This window comes from Polaromonas sp. C04, assembly GCF_002002705.1.
Classification (GTDB): Bacteria; Pseudomonadota; Gammaproteobacteria; order Burkholderiales; family Burkholderiaceae_C; genus Rhodoferax_A.
The window spans coordinates 1-16,315 of record NZ_MUNS01000030.1; the positions used below are offsets into that span (position 1 = coordinate 1).

Here is a 16,315-nt window from a genome sequence, read left to right on the forward strand (position 1 = left end):
GCGCAGCGGCGGGGGCGGGGGCGATGGCGGTTTCCGCAGCCCTTATGGCGCCGGCCCGCGTGGCGGCGGCCGCAGTGGTGGTGGCGGAGGCGGCTACGGCGGGGGCAGCAGCAGCGGTTACTGAATCCCCCGGACATCCTGAAAAAGGCTCCCATGGGAGCCTTTTTGCTTTCCGGCCCCCGCAAGGTGGTATTTGTATGCTATCGAATCCGGAGCATCAAGGTTCGCTTTCGCGCCGCTTTCGAGGCCGCCCGGCCAGCGCCCTGTCGAACAGCGCGTTCGGCAGCAGGCGCAGCAGTTTGGCCGCGACGCCCATCTGCCATGGAATTACCCGGTAACGGACACCGGCCTCGATGGCCCTGAACGCCTGCCCGGCAAAGTCCTGCGGCGGCATCAGGAACGGCATGGCATAGCGATTCTTCTGCGTCAGCGGCGTGTCGATGTACCCCGGACAAAGCGTGACGACCTTGACGCCGCTGGCGCGCAGTTCGCCGCGCAGGCTCTCGCAGTAGGTGATGACGGCCGCCTTGCTCGCGCAGTACGCGCCGTGCCCGGGCAGGCCGCGGATACCGGCCACGCTGCCGATGCCGACCAGGGTGCCGCTGCCGCGCTGCACCATGGCGTCGATGAAGGGCTGGAACGTGGCGGCCATGCCGATGTTGTTGGTGGCAAAGGTGCGTGCCATCACGTCGATATCACCGCGCACGGCCGAGTCGATACCGATGCTGATGCCGGCGTTGGCGATCACCACATCGGGCACCCCCTGGGCCGCGATGCAGGCGTGGCCCGCGCTCACGATGCTGTCCGGCAGCGCCACGTCGGCACTATAGATTTGATAGCTGCCTGCGCTGATCCCTTGCCGGTTAGCCCATGATTCGATCTCTGAAGTGCGGCGCGCCACCAGCGCCAGCCGATAGCCCGCCCGGGCAAAGCGCGCCGCCAGCGCCTGGCCAATACCGCTGGAGGCGCCGGTGATGAAGACGAGTCCGGTCATGCCCTATTTCGCGACCGGGGGCCTGGCCGGACTCGGCACCAGCAGCCCCTTGACACGCCCCTTGAGATCGAGCACGCCTTCGTAGTTGTCGTAGTCCATCGAGTCGCCCGTGAACTGATCATTGCCCCGCGTCAGGGTGACGGGTTTGTTGGAGGAGACGCGCTCGCTGTTGGTGTAGGCGTTCAGGAATTCGCCGCGGAATTCCAGACGCGGCAGGACGTGACCGGCGGCGTCGGTAGCGGGCTCGCGCACCACGATGGCGTTGCCAAACAGCTGCACCTGCGAGGCGTCGCTGTTGCTCAGCGCGCGGTTGCCGGTAGCCACGGTGATGCGCCCCTGCGGGCTGATCGAGCGGATGCGCGCATTGCTGATTTCCAGCGTGTCGGTGTCGGGATAGTGGCGCCCCTCGGTGCCGAACACCTCGCTCTTGAGGTGGCCCGCGCCATCGAAGGTCTTGACCGCAAATTTGCGCATGAAATAGTCGGGCTCGTGGCGCACCGGCGCCGCAGGCTCGGGCGCGCCAAAAATGGGCGTGTTGCGCACCAGCCAGTAGGTGCCCAGCGCCAGCACCGTCATCAGGATGACGGGCAGGTAGATGGCCACGCGCTCCCACAGATCGCGCAAAACGGCAACCGGCCTGTTCACGCGCGCGGCTCCTGCCCCGCCAGCAGCGCCGCATACTGGCCGCTGGCGACCAGCAGCAGGTCACAAAATTCGCGCGCCGCGCCCTCGCCGCCGCGGGCCTGCGTCACATACTGCGCGGCGGCCCGCACCTCGATGTGGGCGTTCGCCGGGGCGCAGGCGAAGGCGCAGCCGCGCATCACCGCGAGATCCGGCCAGTCGTCGCCGATGGCGGCGGCCTGGGGCCAGTCCAGCCCGAGCGCGCGCAGCGTCGCCTCGGCGGCCGGGCGCTTGTCTTCCGTGCCGTAATGCACCTCGGTGATGCCCAGCGCCTGCAGCCGCGCACGCAGCGGCTTCGAATCGCGCCCGGTGATCACCACCGGCGTGATGCCGGCCCTTTGCAGCAGCTTGAGGCCGTGCCCGTCCAGTGTGTGGAAGCGCTTGAGGGTCTCGCCCCGATCGGAGAAATACAGGCCGCCGTCGGTCAGCACACCATCCACGTCGAAAAAGGCGACGCGGATGCCCTGCGCCAGCAGCAGCAGCCCGGGTGCGAAGGACAGCGTGGGGGTCATATCACTTTCGCGCGCATCAGGTCGTTGCTATTGAGCGCGCCGCACAGCCGGCCCTGCGCGTCCACCACCAGCACGCTGGTGATGCGGTGCTGCTCCATCAGCTCGACCGCGTCCACCGCCAGTGCATCGCCGCGGATGGTGCGCGGCGCGGGATGCATGACATCGCGCACGGCGGCGGTGCGCAGATCGGCACCTTTTTCGATCAGGCGGCGCAGGTCGCCGTCGGTGAAGATGCCCAGCACGCGGTCCTCGCCATCCACCACGGCCGAAGCGCCCAGTCCCTTGGCGCTCATCTCCCGCATCAGGTCGCTAAAGGTTGTGTGCAGGCCCACGCGCGGCACCGCGTCGCCCGTGCGCATCACGTCGCTCACATGGGTCAGCAGCTTGCGCCCGAGCGCGCCGCCGGGGTGCGAACGCGCAAAGTCCTCGGCCCGAAAGCCGCGCGCGTCGAGCAGCGCCACCGCGAGCGCATCGCCGAGCGCCAGCTGCGCCGTGGTGCTGGCCGTGGGTGCCAGATTCAAAGGGCAGGCTTCCTTTTCGACACCACAGTCCAGCGTCTCGTCGGCGTGCTGCGCCAGCGTTGACTGCAGGCCGCCGGTAATGGCCACCAATGGCACGCCGAGCCGCTTGAGCACCGGCAGGATCGAGATCAGCTCTTCACTCTCGCCGCTGTAGGAGATGGCCAGCACCAGGTCGATCGCCTTGATCATACCGAGGTCGCCATGCCTGGCTTCGGCCGGGTGCACGAACATCGCCGCGGTGCCGGTGGAGGCCAGCGTGGCGGCGATCTTGCGCCCGACATGGCCGCTCTTGCCCATGCCCATGACGACCACGCGGCCGCGCACCTCGAGCATCCTGCGCACGGCGCGCGCGAACGAGCCGTTCACGCGGGTCTTGAGGCCGAGCACGGCGGCGGCCTCGATGTCGAAGGTTTCGCGGGCCAGCCGGATCACCTGTTCGGTATCAAATGTCATAGCCTTCCATTATCCGCGGGCATCGTGCTTGCTAGTATCGGGACATGTCCGCGCTGCAACTCACGCTGTTATACCTGCTGGCCGCGGTGCTGGGGGTGGTGGCCTGCCGCTCCCTGAAGCTGCCGCCCATGCTCGGCTATCTGGCCGTGGGCGTGCTCATTGGCCCGCATGCGCTGGCGCTGGCGCAGGATTCGGAGGGCGTCAAGTACCTGGGCGAGTTCGGCGTGGTGTTCCTGATGTTCGTGATCGGGCTGGAATTCAACCTGCCCAAGCTGCGCGCCATGCGCCGCCATGTGTTTGGCCTGGGTCTGTTCCAGGTGCTGCTCACCATCGTGCTGGCGACGCTGGCCTCGCTGATGTTCGCCGCGATGGCGCCCACCCTGTGGCACATGCGCTGGCAGAGCGCGCTGGCGCTGTCCGGCGCCGTGGCGATGAGCAGCACCGCCATCGTGGTCAAGCTGATGGCCGAGCGGCTCGAGCTGGAATCCGAACACGGCCAGCGCGTGATGGGCGTGCTGCTGTTCCAGGACCTGGCCGTGGTGCCGCTGCTGGTGCTCATTCCCGCGCTCGGCTCCACCCCGGAAAGACTGCTGCTGGCCCTTGCTGTGGCTTCACTGAAGGCTATTGCTTTGATAGCGATCGTGCTGACCGGCGGGCAGCGCCTGATGCGCTGGTGGCTGACCCTGGTGGCGCGGCGCAAGAGCCAGGAGCTGTTTGTGCTGAACCTGCTGCTGGTCACGCTGGGGCTGGCCTGGCTGACCGAGCTGGCGGGGCTGAGCCTGGCACTGGGCGCCTTTATCGCGGGCATGCTGATTTCCGAGACGCAGTACAAACACCAGGTCGAGACCGATATCCGCCCGTTCCACGACGTGCTGCTGGGCCTGTTCTTCATCACCATCGGCATGCTGCTCGACTGGCACCCGGTCGTCGCACAATGGCCGCTGGTGCTCGTGCTGCTGACGCTGCCGGTGCTGTTCAAGCTGGTCATGATCACGGCCCTGGCCCGGGCCCTGGGCGCGACGGCCGGCACGGCCCTGCGCACCGGCCTGTACCTGGCGCAGGCCGGCGAGTTTGGTTTTGTGCTGCTCACGCTGGCCCGGGAAAACGCCCTGGTGCCACCGGCGCTGCTCGACCCGATCCTGGCCAGCATGGTGCTGTCGATGCTGGCCACGCCGTTGATCATCATGTACAGCAACCATATCGTGATGAAGCTGGTCAGCGGCGAATGGCTGCAGCAGTCGCTGCAGATGACCACGATTGCGCGCCAGTCGATCAACGCCAACCGGCACGTGATCATCTGCGGCTACGGACGCTGCGGCCAGAACCTGGCACGCATGCTCGAGCGCGAGAACATTCCCTACATGGCGCTGGATTTGGATCCGGACCGGGTGCGGCAGGCCGCCGCCGCCGGCGACTCGGTGGTATTTGGCGATGCCGGGCGCCTGCAGGCGCTGATCGCCGCCGGATTGGTGCGCGCCAGCGCCGTAGTGGTCACCTACCTCGACGTGCCGGCCGCCCTCAAGGTACTGGCCAACGCGCGCGCCCACGCGCCGCACGTGCCCGTCATCGTGCGCACCCAGGACGACCAGGCCCTGGACCAGTTGCGCCAGGCCGGCGCCACCGAAGTGGTGCCGGAATCCATTGAAGGCTCGCTGATGCTGGCCAGCCATGCGCTGGCGCTGGTCGGCGTGCCGATGCGCCGCGTGCTGCGCACGGTGCAGGACCAGCGCGATGCGCGCTACAACCTGCTCAAGGGCTATTTCCACGGCGCCGACGACGACACCGTGAACGAATTGAGGCAGGAGCGGCTGTCCACCCTGACCCTGCCGCCGGGCGCCCAGTCCATCGGCAAGGCGCTCGGCCAGCTGGCGCTGCAAGCCGTGGGCGTGCGGGTCGTCAGCCTGCGCCGCAGCAACGGCAAACCGGTGCCGCCCGACGACACGCTGGCACTGCAGGACAGCGACACGCTGGTGCTGTCGGGCACACCCGAAGCCCTTGCCCTGGCCACCGACAAATTTCTGAAAGGCTGAGACCCATGAGCTCCACTACCGATTTTCTGCGCGCCCACATCCGCACCGTGCCGGACTGGCCGGCGCCCGGCGTGCAGTTCCGCGACATCACGCCGCTGTTACAGGACCCCGCGGTGTTTCGCGTGCTGATCGAGGCTTTCGTGCAGCGCTACCGGGATGCCGCCCTGCATGTCGACGTGGTGGCCGGACTGGACGCGCGCGGCTTCATCCTGGGCTCGGTGGTGGCGTACCAGCTGGGGGTCGGCTTCGTGCCGATCCGCAAAAAGGGCAAGCTGCCGTTCACCACGGTGGAGGAAACCTACGAGCTGGAATACGGCAGCGCCACGGTGGAGCTGCATACCGATGCGGTCAAGGCCGGAGACCGGGTGCTGCTGATGGACGACCTGATCGCCACCGGCGGCACCATGATGGCGGGCAAGAAGCTGCTGGAAAAGCTCGGCGCCCACGTCATCGAGGGCGCCGCCATTGTCGATCTGCCCGAGCTTGGCGGCTCGGCCAAACTGCGCGCGAGCGGCATGCCTCTCTTTACGCTGCTGGATTTCGCCGGCCACTGAGGCAGATGCCCTCAGGTCACCGCCACGCGCCTGGGTTTGCTCGACATGCGCTTGGCGATGACCGCCCCCAGCGCCAGCGAGATTTCGAGCGCCAGCGCCGGCTGGCGGTTGGCCAGTTCGGCGAAGCGGATCGGGGTCAGGCACCACAGCTTGCAGGGGCCGGAGCCCACGGCGCTGGCGTTGCGCGGCTGACGCGAGAAGAACGCGCCTTCGCCCACCACCGAGCCGGCGCCGACCAGGGCCAGGCTCATGCGGCCTTCTTCATCCTCGTAATGCACGCTGAGCGTGCCGCTTTCGATGAAATACAGCGTGCGGTCCAGCGCACCCTGCTCGATCAGCACCTGGCCCTGGGCGAGCGCAAAGGGCTGCAGGTAGCTGCCCAGCACGTCCCATTGGGCCGTCGTCAGCGTCGGGTTGAACGCGTCATAGACCGAATCCAGGGCGATCGCCCGGATTAAATCCTGCACATTGAATTTGACGGAGGCAGACGGCGGAAAACTCATGGTGCGATGAAGTGGAACGTAAGTGTTGGGCCGGCAGGAAAACTAACGGGTTACAAATAATACGCCCGATTGTGCCATTGATGTGGCCGCCTACTTGCCGATGCAAAACTGCGAAAAGATCACGCCGAGCAGGTCGTCCGAAGTGAATTCCCCGGTGATTTCGCCCAGCGCGTTTTGCGCCAGCCGCAGCTCCTCGGCGAGCAGGTCCAGCGCCGGCGCGGCGGCTGCGAGATGGGCCGCCGCCTGCGCCAGATGCTCGTCCACCCGGCGCAGCGCCTGCACATGGCGCTCGCGCGCAATGTAAACCCCCTCGGGCGCCGACTGCCAGCCCGCGATGTCCAGCAGGGTGCGGCGCAGCGCGTCGAGCCCGGCGCCGGTTTTGGCGGACAGCTGCACGCCGTTGCGCGGCGCACCGTCACGCGCATGGGCCGGCACGGCGTCGAGCTTGTTCCAGACCTCGACCACCGGAATATGTTTCGAGAGTTTTGTGGCCAATGCCCTTGCTATGTCTGCATCGGCCGCTCTATATTCTGTAGCATCCGCACGCGTCAGGTCGTGCAGGAACAGCACGGCATCGGCGCCCTCGATCTCGGCCCAGGCGCGCGCGATGCCGATTTTTTCGACCTCGTCGGCGCTCTCGCGCAGCCCGGCCGTGTCGATCACGTGCAGCGGCACGCCCTCGATCTGGATGGTCTGCGTCACCTTGTCGCGCGTGGTGCCGGGCACCGGCGTGACGATCGCCAGCTCGGCGCCGGCCAGCGCATTCAGCAGCGAGCTTTTCCCCGCATTCGGTTGCCCCGCGATCACCACCTTGATGCCCTCGCGCAGCAGCGCGCCCTGGCGCGTGCGTTGCATCACGCGCACCAGCGTTTGCTGCAGTTTGACGAGCTGCCCATGCGCGTCGGCCTGAGCCAGGGCGTCGATGTCTTCTTCCGGAAAATCCAGCGTCGCCTCGACCAGCATGCGCAGGTGAATCAGCGCGTCGCGCAGCGCATGGATCTCGCTGGAGAATTCGCCAGCGAGCGAGCGGCTGGCGCTGCGCGCGGCTGCGGCGGTCGAGGCGTCGATCAGGTCGGCGATGGCCTCGGCCTGCGCCAGGTCGATCTTGCCGCCCAGAAAGGCCCGCTCGGTGAACTCGCCCGGCTGCGCCACGCGCAGGCCGGCGAGCCGCGGCCGACCGGTGGCCGGATCAACCTCGGCGCCGGCCGCCAGCACGCGCGCCAGCAGCAGCTGCAACACCACCGGTCCGCCGTGCGCCTGCAGCTCCAGCACGTCCTCGCCGGTATAGGAGTGCGGCGCCGGGAAGTGGATGGCCAGGCCCTGGTCGATGGCCGAGCCGTCCTGGTCGCGAAAAGCCAGGTACGTGGCTTCGCGCGCGCGCAAGGAGCGGCCGCACAGCGCTTCGATCACCGGCGCCAGCGACTTCCCGCTGAGCCGCACGATCCCCACGCCGCCGCGCCCGGGCGCCGTCGCGATGGCGGCAATGGGGTCCGAGTGGCGCGGCAGCGACACGGGCTCAGTCGCTGCCGGGCCGCCCCAAGGCGACTGCTGCCCCCTCGAGGGGCAGCGCAGTACGCGCAGCGACAAGCGTGGGGGCCATGTGATTTCAGAATTTGGGCAGGTGGAACTGCGGCGGCACGCCCATGCGGGTGTTGATGATCCACTGCTGCACGATCGACAGGGCGTTGTTGGTGATGTAGTACACCACCAGCCCGGCCGGGAAGAAGAAGAACATCACGGAGAACGCCAGCGGCATGATCCACATCAGCTTGGCCTGCATCGGATCGGGCGGCGCAGGGTTCAGCGCGGTCTGCAGCAGGGAGGTGGCCGCCATCACGAGCGGCAGGATGTAATACGGGTCGGGCGAGGACAGGTCGTGAATCCACAGGATCCAGGGCGCGCCGCGCATCTCGACGCTGGACAGCAGCACCCAGTACAGCGCGATGAACACCGGAATCTGGATCATGATGGGAAAACAGCCGCCCATCGGGTTGACCTTTTCCTCGCGGTAGATCTTCATCATCTCCTGCTGCATTTCCTGCGGCTTGTCTTTCAGCCGCTCGCGCATGGCCATGATCTTGGGGTTGATGGCCTTCATCTTGGCCATGCTCGCGTAGGCCTTGGCGTTCAACCAGTAGAACGCGGCCTTGAGCAGCACCACCAGCGCCACGATCGACCAGCCCCAGTTGTCCAGGAAGCGGTGGATGTTGTAGAGCAGCCAGTACAGCGGCTTGGCCAGGATCGTGACCCAGCCGTAGTCCTTCACCAGTTCCATCCCGGGAGCAATCGACTCGAGTTTCTTTTCTTCCTGGGGGCCGGTGAACAGCCGCGCCTGCACCGAGCGGCTGGCGCCCGGCGCGATACTGCCCAGCGGCGTGATCATGCCGACCGCGTACAGATTGGTATCGACCTTGCGCGCGAACAGGTCGCGCTGGATGCCATCGCCGAGCAGCCAGACGCTGGCAAAGTAGTGCTGCACCATCGCCACATAGCCGTTGTCCGACTCCTTCTCGATGTCGACCTTGTTCTCGTCGATTTTCTTGAAGTCGATCTTCTGGTACTTCTTGGCCTCGGTGTAGACGGCCGGCCCGGTGAAAGTGGAATAGAACTTCGATGACTTTTCGGGCATGTTGCCGTCGCGTACCAGTTGCAGGTACAGCTGCGGCGAGACGGCGGCCGTGCCGGTATTGACCACATCGAACTTGACCGACATGACGTAGGAGCCGCGGTGCAGGGTATAGGTCTTGACCAGCTTGACGCCGCCCACGTCGGGCGACTCGAACTGGATCACCACGTCACTGGCGCCGTCCTGCAGCGTGCGCGCGCCGGGCACGACCGTCATCAGGGTCTTGTGGGTCGGGAAGCTGCCGCCGCCGGCACCCGCGATCAGGCCGGTCTGGGCCACGTACACGTGCTGCGGATCGTCCTGCAGCAGCACAAAAGGCTTGCTCTTGTCCTCGTCGCCGGCATCCTTGAGCAACTCGGCACGAATTACCGAGCCGCCTTCGGTATCGAAGGTCAGCTTGAGCACATCGGTAGTCACAACGATCTGCTGGCGCGGCGCGGCGGCCGTGGTGGCAGCCGGCAATGGGGCTACAGTCCCCGGTACTTGTGCGACAGGCGCTACAGAACTCGTAGCGCCGCTGCTCGTGGGCAGGCTGTCATGCCCCGCAGGCGGGTTCCCCGACGCCGGTGCCCTGGCCGTGACGGCAGCGGGCGATGGGAAGAAGGTGGCCTTGTGGCCGTTGTAAACCTGCCATTGGTCCCACAGCAGAACCATGGAAAAACCAAAAATCACCCACAGGATGGTGCGGCGGATGTCGTTCATGAAGACTTCTTTTGTGAGGAGTGTTGCGCGGAGTGCACGGACAGTTGGGTAAACAACCGGAGTTTTGCCAGAGGCAAGGTCTTCAATGTGTCAGGCACCGGATCGTGCCCGCCTTCGCACCAGGGATGGCAGCGCACCAGCCGCCTGAGCGTGAGGTAGCTGCCGGCCGCCGCGCCGTGCTGTTGCAGCGCCTGCAGCGAATAGGCGGAGCAGCTGGGCTCGAAGCGGCACGACGAGCCCAGCCAGGGGCTGAGCAGCAAGCGGTAGCCCTTGACGAGGGAAATCAGCAAGGTTTTGATCATGCCGGCACCTGTGCCGCGGCGGAGGGCGCCAGCGCCTGGCCGAACAGCTGCTGCAGCTCAGAACGGACCGCCAGCTTGAGCTGCCTGGAGCTGGCGCTGATGAACTGCGCGCGGTCAAAGCCGGCGCGCAGCCGCACCACATGGGCGGCCAGGACCAGCCGCGGCTCGAAATCGGCACTCACGCTGTAGATCTGGCGCTTGATGGCGTTGCGGGTCACGGCACGCTTGGCCCAGCGCTTGGGCACCAGCGCCCCCATCCACACTTCGCGCCCGGGCACCGCTGCCGAAGAGGCTTCGGGCGCTGCGACAGGTGCGAGGATGGGGGGAGTGGGCATCAGGGACTCCAGGGCGCTGCGATGCAGCACAAAATGCGCCGTGCGGGAAACGGTGCCGCCTGCCATCACGGCCTGGAACTGCGCCCGCGTTTTCAGCCGCTGCACTTCGCCGCCAGGGCCTGGTTGCAAACGTGGCGCAAATTCGGGCAGGCGTGTAATTCGCGCCGGCTTAAACCGCCAGACGCTTGCGGCCCTTGGCGCGGCGTGCATTGATCACGGCACGGCCACCGCGGGTCTTCATGCGAACGAGGAAACCGTGGGTGCGCGCGCGGCGGACTTTGGAGGGCTGGTAAGTGCGTTTCATGTCAAATTCCTGTTGGGTTCAATAGAGCCTGTGCGGTGCACGCAGCAAGCCCTGCTTCGGTCATTAGCCCTGAACACAATCAGGGAAACCCGCGATTATCGCAAATTTTATGCGTCCCGGCAATGCGGTGCGGCTTCTTCACGCCCTGATACAGCAACTGCGCGGTGCATCTTGCGCGTTGTGGATAAGGGTTTGATAAATTACAATGGCAGGTTGCGAAAACCAAATCATATCCACAGAAGCCCACAAGAATAATGACCGAGGGACAAAACTCCAGTCTGGCCGGGCATGCCAGCCCGAACGCCGGCCCCAGCCTGTGGCTGGCCTGCATCGACCAACTGGCTCAGGAGTTGCCGGAACAGCAGTTCAATACCTGGATCAAGCCGCTGGTGGCGCAGGTGGCGGACGACCTCTCCAAGGTCACCATCTTCGTTGCCAACCGCTTCAAACTCGACTGGGTCCGGGCCCAATACTCCGGCCGTATTTCAGGCTTGCTGGAGAAGCTTTACGGCCAGTCGATCCAGGTTGAGTTAGCACTTGCTCCTCGGGAGATATCGAGCAAAAGGTACATTTCGACTACAACCCCTGAGTTGGGCAGCACGCCCGAGCCCGCCGGGCTGGGCGATGACGCCGCGCCGGGCCTGTTCAAGAACCGCCTCAATTCCGCGCTGACCTTCGACACCCTGGTGGAGGGCACGGCCAACCGCATGGCCCGCGCCGCCGCCATGCACGTGGCAACCACACCGGGCCAGCTGTACAACCCCTTGTTCATCTATGGCGGGGTCGGTTTGGGCAAGACCCACCTGATGCACGCGGTGGGCAACAAACTGCTGGCCGAGCGGCCCGACGCCAAAGTTCTCTACATCCATGCCGAGCAGTTCGTCTCGGATGTGGTTAAGGCCTATCAGCGCAAGACTTTTGACGAATTCAAGGAGCGCTATCACTCGCTCGATTTATTGCTGATCGACGATGTGCAGTTCTTCGCCAACAAGGACCGCACCCAGGAGGAATTCTTCAATGCCTTTGAGGCCTTGCTGGCCAAGAAGTCGCACATCGTAATGACCAGCGACACCTACCCCAAGGGCCTGGCCGATATCCACGAACGGCTGGTCTCGCGCTTCGACGCCGGCCTGACGGTGGCGATCGAGCCGCCCGAGCTCGAGATGCGGGTCGCGATCCTGATCAACAAATCGCGTGCCGAAGGCGCCGAAATGCCCGAAGAGGTTGCCTTCTTCGTGGCCAAAAACGTGCGCTCCAACGTGCGCGAACTGGAAGGCGCGCTGCGCAAGATCCTGGCGTACTCGCGCTTCAACCAGAAAGAGATATCGATCCAGCTGGCGCGCGATGCCCTGCGCGACCTGCTCTCGATCCAGAACCGGCAGATCTCGGTCGAGAACATCCAGAAGACGGTGGCCGACTACTACAAGATCAAGGTCGCCGACATGTACTCCAAGAAGCGCCCGGCCAGCATTGCGCGGCCGCGCCAGATCGCCATGTACCTGGCCAAGGAGCTCACGCAAAAGAGCCTGCCGGAGATCGGCGAGCTGTTTGGCGGGCGCGACCACACCACGGTGCTGCATGCGGTGCGCAAGATCGGTGGCGAGCGCCAGCAAATGACCGAGCTGAATCAGCAATTGCACGTGCTGGAGCAAACCCTGAAGGGTTGAAACCGATGACACAACACACTACACAGGCCCCCACGCTTGCCACTGCGTGTGCTGCGCTGCCCCCCGAGGGGGCTGAACTTGCTCGGGGACGGCCCTTCGCTGCATCTAACAACCCTGGGGACAGTTCTGGCACAACCATGCGCTTATCCACAGGCCGGCGCCAAACCCCGAAGTTGTTCATGCTGGCGAAGCATTCGGGGAGCAGGGCTGCGCACAGTCTTCAAAGCTATGCAAGTGCCTGATAAAAAAAGGGAAAATGGCGATATCCACAGCGTGCGGCTGCCCTTATCTACTACTACTAATCTAAATTAAAGAAATTAAGAAGAGGTTGACATGATCGTCCTGAAGGCAACACAAGACAAAGTGCTCGCAGTCCTGCAATCGGTCGCGGGCATCGTGGAGCGCCGCCATACCCTGCCCATTCTGGCCAATGTGCTGATCCGCAAGACCGGGAGCAGCGTACAGCTGACCACCAGCGATCTGGAAATCCAGATCCGCACCACCGCCGAGCTCGATGGCGACAACGGCAGCTTTACCACCACGGTGGGCGCGCGCAAGCTGATCGACATCCTGCGCACCATGCCGGCCGACCAGACCGTGTCGCTCGAATCGAACCAGAACAAGCTCATTCTCAAGGGCGGCAAAAGCAAGTTCACGCTGCAGACCCTGCCGGCCGAGGACTTCCCGCTGGTGCAGGAAGCCGCCAGCTTCGGGCCGACCTTCAGCGTGCCGCAAAAGACCCTGAAAGACCTGCTCGGCCAGGTCTCGTTCGCGATGGCGGTGCATGACATCCGCTACTACCTGAACGGGATTTTGTTTGTGGCCGAGGGCAAGCAGCTGAGCCTGGTGGCCACCGACGGCCACCGCCTGGCGTTTGCGTCGGCCACGCTGGACGTCGAGGTGCCCAAGCAGGAGGTGATCCTGCCGCGCAAGACGGTGCTGGAAATGCAGCGCCTGCTGTCGGATGCGGAAGGCGCGATCGAAATGCAGTTCGCCAGCAACCAGGCGCGCTTCAGCTTTGGCGGCATGGAATTCGTCAGCAAGCTGGTCGAGGGCAAGTTCCCCGACTACAACCGCGTGATTCCGCGCAACCACAAGAACAGCATCACGCTGGGCCGCCTGGCGCTGCTGGCCTCGCTGCAGCGCACCGCCATTCTGACCAGCGAGAAGTTCAAGGGTGTGCGGCTGAACATCGAGCCCGGCACGTTGCGCGTGGCGTCCAACAATGCCGAGCAGGAAGAGGCGGTGGACGAGCTCGACATCGACTACGGCGGCGACAGCATCGAGATCGGCTTCAACGTGACCTACCTGATCGATGCGCTGGCCAACATGCAGCAGGAGATGGTGAAGGTGGAGCTGTCCGATTCGAACAGCTCGGCGCTGCTGACCATTCCCGACAACGCGACCTTCAAGTACGTCGTGATGCCAATGCGGATTTGATGCTATTCAAAATATAGCGGATACCGACCAGAACCCGCGGACTTTCGCGGGTTTGGTCATTCAAGAGTTTGAGAAATGCAAGTCATGACCGAAGAAAACAAGCCCCTCCAGCCCGTCTCCATCGAAGCGGAGGTTGTCCACACGGGTGAGAGTGGCGAGAGCAGCTCCAACTTCCAGCCCACCATCGATGCACATCAGGCCGGGGCTTCCGAAGCGTATGGCGAAGGTTCGATCCAGATCCTGGAAGGGCTGGAGGCGGTGCGCAAGCGACCCGGCATGTACATCGGCGACACCTCCGACGGCACCGGCCTGCACCACCTGGTGTTCGAGGTGGTGGACAACTCGATCGACGAGTCGCTGGCGGGCCACTGCGACGATATTCTGGTGACCATCCATAGCGACAACTCCATCAGCGTGGTTGACAACGGACGCGGCATCCCGACCGGTATCAAGATGGACGACAAGCACGAGCCGAAACGCTCGGCCGCCGAAATCGCGCTGACCGAACTGCACGCGGGCGGCAAGTTCAACCAGAACAGCTACAAGGTCTCGGGCGGCCTGCACGGCGTGGGCGTCTCCTGCGTGAATGCCCTGTCGAAGACGCTGCGCCTGACGATCCGGCGCGACGGCAAGGTGCATGTGCTGGAATTTTCCAGAGGGGTTGTGCAAAACCGCATCATCGAGGTGGTGGATGGTGTCGAGGTGTCGCCCATGAAGGTCATCAAGGAGACCGAACGGCGCGGCACCGAGGTGCATTTCCTGCCCGACGCCGAGATTTTCAAGGAGAACAGTGATTTCCATTACGAAATCCTGTCCAAGCGTCTGCGTGAGCTGAGTTTCCTGAACAACGGCGTGCGCATTCGCCTGAAGGATGAGCGCACCGGCAAGGAAGACGACTTTGCCGGCGCCGGTGGCGTCAAGGGCTTTGTGAACTTCATCAACAAGGGCAAGACGGTGTTGCACCCCAACGTGTTCCACGCCATGGGCGACCGCGAGAGCGACCAGAACACCAACATCGGTGTCGAGGTGGCGATGCAGTGGAACAGCGGCTACAACGAACAGGTGCTGTGCTTCACCAACAACATTCCGCAGCGCGACGGCGGAACCCACTTGACCGGTCTGCGCGCGGCCATGACGCGTGTGATCAACAAGTACATCGACGAATCCGAGCTGGCGAAGAAGGCCAAGGTCGAGATCACCGGCGACGACATGCGCGAAGGCCTGTGCTGCGTGCTCTCGGTGAAGGTGCCCGAGCCCAAGTTCAGCAGCCAGACCAAGGACAAGCTGGTGAGCAGCGAGGTGCGCGGCCCGGTGGAAGACATCGTGAGCCGGCTGCTGGGCGACTACCTGCAGGAGCGCCCGAACGATGCCAAGATCATCGTCGGCAAGATCATCGAGGCGGCGCGCGCTAGAGAGGCCGCGCGCAAGGCGCGCGACATGACGCGGCGCAAGGGTGTGCTCGACGGCATGGGCCTGCCCGGCAAACTGGCCGACTGCCAGGAAAAAGACCCGGCGCTGTGCGAGATCTACATCGTCGAAGGGGATTCGGCCGGCGGCTCGGCCAAGCAGGGGCGCGATCGCAAGTTCCAGGCGATCCTGCCGCTGCGCGGCAAGATTTTGAACGTGGAAAAAGCCCGCTACGAGAAGCTGCTGACCAGCAATGAAATCCTGATCCTGATCACGGCGCTCGGCACCGGCATCGGCAAGGCGGGCGGCAGCACCGGCAACGACGACTTCGACGTGGCCAAGCTGCGCTACCACCGTATCATCATCATGACCGACGCCGATGTGGACGGCGCACACATCCGCACGCTGCTGCTGACCTTCTTTTACCGCCAGATGCCCGAGCTGGTGGAGCGCGGTCACATCTACATCGCGCAGCCGCCGCTGTACAAGGTCAAGTCCGGCAAGGAAGAGCTGTACCTGAAGGACGCCGCCGCGCTCGACAGCTTCCTGCTGCGCATTGCGCTGAAGGACGCCAGCGTGTTCACGGGCGGTGCGGCCGGCACCACCATCAGCGGCGACACGCTGGCCGAGCTGGCGCGCAAGCACCAGGGCGCCGAGGCCGTGATTGCGCGCCTGAGCCATTTCATGGATGACGAAGCGCTGCGCGCCATCGCCGACGGTGTGATCCTGAACCTCGAGACCGAGGCGGATGCGGCCGCGTCGGCGGCCGCCTTGCAGGCTGCGCTGCACAAGGCCGAAGTGGTGGGCGAGTTCGACACGCATCACGACAAACCCATCTTGCGCATCAAACGCCGCCATCACGGCAACATGAGAAGCAGTGTGATCACGCAGGACTTCGTGCATGGCTCCGACTACGCCGCACTGGCCGAGGCGGCGCACACCTTCCGCGGCCTGCTGAGCGACGACGCGCGCGTCATGCGTGGCGAGGGCGAGAAGCAGAAGGACGAACGCGTGAGCGACTTCCGCCAGGCCATGAAATGGCTGATCACCCAGGCCGAAAACGCCACCGCGCGTCAGCGCTACAAGGGCCTGGGCGAAATGAACCCGGCCCAGCTCTGGGAAACCACCATGGACCCCACCCAACGTCGCCTGCTGCGCGTGCAGGTCGACGACGCCATCGAGGCCGACCGCGTCTTCACCATGCTGATGGGCGACGAGGTCGAGCCGCGGCGCGAGTTCATCGAGACGAATGCGCTGCGGGCCGGCAATATCGACGTGTAGGGC

The 16,315-nt window shown here is 64.9% G+C and carries 15 protein-coding genes; 5 read left to right on the plus strand and 10 right to left on the minus strand.

Translation table 11 applies throughout. From position 1 onward, the window contains the following. Positions 1 to 217: 217 nt before the first annotated feature. From B0E49_RS09955 to B0E49_RS09970, 4 genes are read right to left on the minus strand one after another with little or no spacing between them, the layout of a single operon-like run. On the minus strand, positions 218 to 994 hold the full coding sequence (locus B0E49_RS09955) for an SDR family oxidoreductase (protein ID WP_077562050.1): 777 nt from the start codon (positions 992 to 994) through the stop codon (positions 218 to 220). 3 nt (positions 995 to 997) lie between these two features. Next, the gene (gene lptC / locus B0E49_RS09960; RefSeq protein ID WP_286137915.1) at positions 998 to 1,639 is read right to left on the minus strand and encodes an LPS export ABC transporter periplasmic protein LptC; all 642 of its coding nucleotides are present in this window, start codon (positions 1,637 to 1,639) and stop codon (positions 998 to 1,000) included. After that, positions 1,636 to 2,187 carry a KdsC family phosphatase gene (locus B0E49_RS09965; protein WP_077562051.1) on the minus strand — a complete coding sequence of 184 codons (552 nt, stop codon included), beginning with the start codon at positions 2,185 to 2,187 and terminating at the stop codon, positions 1,636 to 1,638. The genes lptC and B0E49_RS09965 overlap by 4 nt, the downstream gene beginning before the upstream one ends. Next, complete coding sequence (locus B0E49_RS09970; RefSeq protein ID WP_077562052.1) at positions 2,184 to 3,161, minus strand: KpsF/GutQ family sugar-phosphate isomerase; 978 nt, start codon at positions 3,159 to 3,161, stop codon at positions 2,184 to 2,186. Before B0E49_RS09970 ends, B0E49_RS09965 begins: the two co-directional genes overlap by 4 nt. 44 nt (positions 3,162 to 3,205) lie before the next feature. On the opposite strand from B0E49_RS09970, the gene B0E49_RS09975 reads away from it, so the two are divergent. Together B0E49_RS09975 and B0E49_RS09980 are read left to right on the plus strand one after the other, a co-directional pair. After that, positions 3,206 to 5,191, plus strand: a complete 1,986-nt coding sequence (locus B0E49_RS09975; RefSeq protein WP_077562053.1) for a monovalent cation:proton antiporter family protein — start codon at positions 3,206 to 3,208, stop codon at positions 5,189 to 5,191. Positions 5,192 to 5,196: 5 nt separating this feature from the next. Beyond that, on the plus strand, positions 5,197 to 5,745 hold the full coding sequence (locus B0E49_RS09980) for an adenine phosphoribosyltransferase (protein WP_077562054.1): 549 nt from the start codon (positions 5,197 to 5,199) through the stop codon (positions 5,743 to 5,745). A gap of 11 nt (positions 5,746 to 5,756) precedes the next feature. Here B0E49_RS09980 and B0E49_RS09985 read toward each other — a convergent pair whose 3' ends face one another. From B0E49_RS09985 to rpmH, 6 genes are all read right to left on the minus strand, one after another. Further along, a complete protein-coding gene (locus tag B0E49_RS09985) occupies positions 5,757 to 6,248 on the minus strand; it encodes a Crp/Fnr family transcriptional regulator (protein WP_077562055.1) in 492 nt (163 codons plus the stop codon). A 90-nt stretch (positions 6,249 to 6,338) separates the two neighbouring features. After that, positions 6,339 to 7,760 carry a tRNA uridine-5-carboxymethylaminomethyl(34) synthesis GTPase MnmE gene (gene mnmE / locus B0E49_RS09990; protein WP_077562056.1) on the minus strand — a complete coding sequence of 474 codons (1,422 nt, stop codon included), beginning with the start codon at positions 7,758 to 7,760 and terminating at the stop codon, positions 6,339 to 6,341. A gap of 94 nt (positions 7,761 to 7,854) precedes the next feature. Continuing rightward, a complete protein-coding gene (gene yidC, locus B0E49_RS09995; protein WP_077562057.1) occupies positions 7,855 to 9,576 on the minus strand; it encodes a membrane protein insertase YidC in 1,722 nt (573 codons plus the stop codon). Beyond that, positions 9,573 to 9,878 (minus strand): membrane protein insertion efficiency factor YidD, encoded by a 306-nt coding sequence (yidD, locus tag B0E49_RS10000; protein WP_077562058.1) that lies wholly within the window; start codon positions 9,876 to 9,878, stop codon positions 9,573 to 9,575. The genes yidC and yidD overlap by 4 nt, the downstream gene beginning before the upstream one ends. Continuing rightward, positions 9,875 to 10,318 (minus strand): ribonuclease P protein component, encoded by a 444-nt coding sequence (locus B0E49_RS10005; protein ID WP_077562059.1) that lies wholly within the window; start codon positions 10,316 to 10,318, stop codon positions 9,875 to 9,877. Before B0E49_RS10005 ends, yidD begins: the two co-directional genes overlap by 4 nt. Before the next feature lie 64 nt (positions 10,319 to 10,382). Further along, complete coding sequence (rpmH, locus tag B0E49_RS10010; protein ID WP_027101598.1) at positions 10,383 to 10,517, minus strand: 50S ribosomal protein L34; 135 nt, start codon at positions 10,515 to 10,517, stop codon at positions 10,383 to 10,385. Positions 10,518 to 10,771: 254 nt separating this feature from the next. Here rpmH and dnaA point away from each other — a divergent pair, with 254 nt between their 5' ends. From dnaA to gyrB, 3 genes are all read left to right on the plus strand, one after another. Continuing rightward, positions 10,772 to 12,184: a chromosomal replication initiator protein DnaA gene (dnaA, locus tag B0E49_RS10015; RefSeq protein ID WP_077562060.1), complete on the plus strand. Its 1,413-nt coding sequence runs from the start codon at positions 10,772 to 10,774 to the stop codon at positions 12,182 to 12,184. Positions 12,185 to 12,517: 333 nt separating this feature from the next. Further along, on the plus strand, positions 12,518 to 13,624 hold the full coding sequence (gene dnaN / locus B0E49_RS10020; protein WP_077562061.1) for a DNA polymerase III subunit beta: 1,107 nt from the start codon (positions 12,518 to 12,520) through the stop codon (positions 13,622 to 13,624). 84 nt (positions 13,625 to 13,708) lie between these two features. Continuing rightward, a complete protein-coding gene (gene gyrB, locus B0E49_RS10025) occupies positions 13,709 to 16,312 on the plus strand; it encodes a DNA topoisomerase (ATP-hydrolyzing) subunit B (RefSeq protein WP_077562206.1) in 2,604 nt (867 codons plus the stop codon). Positions 16,313 to 16,315: the final 3 nt, after the last annotated feature.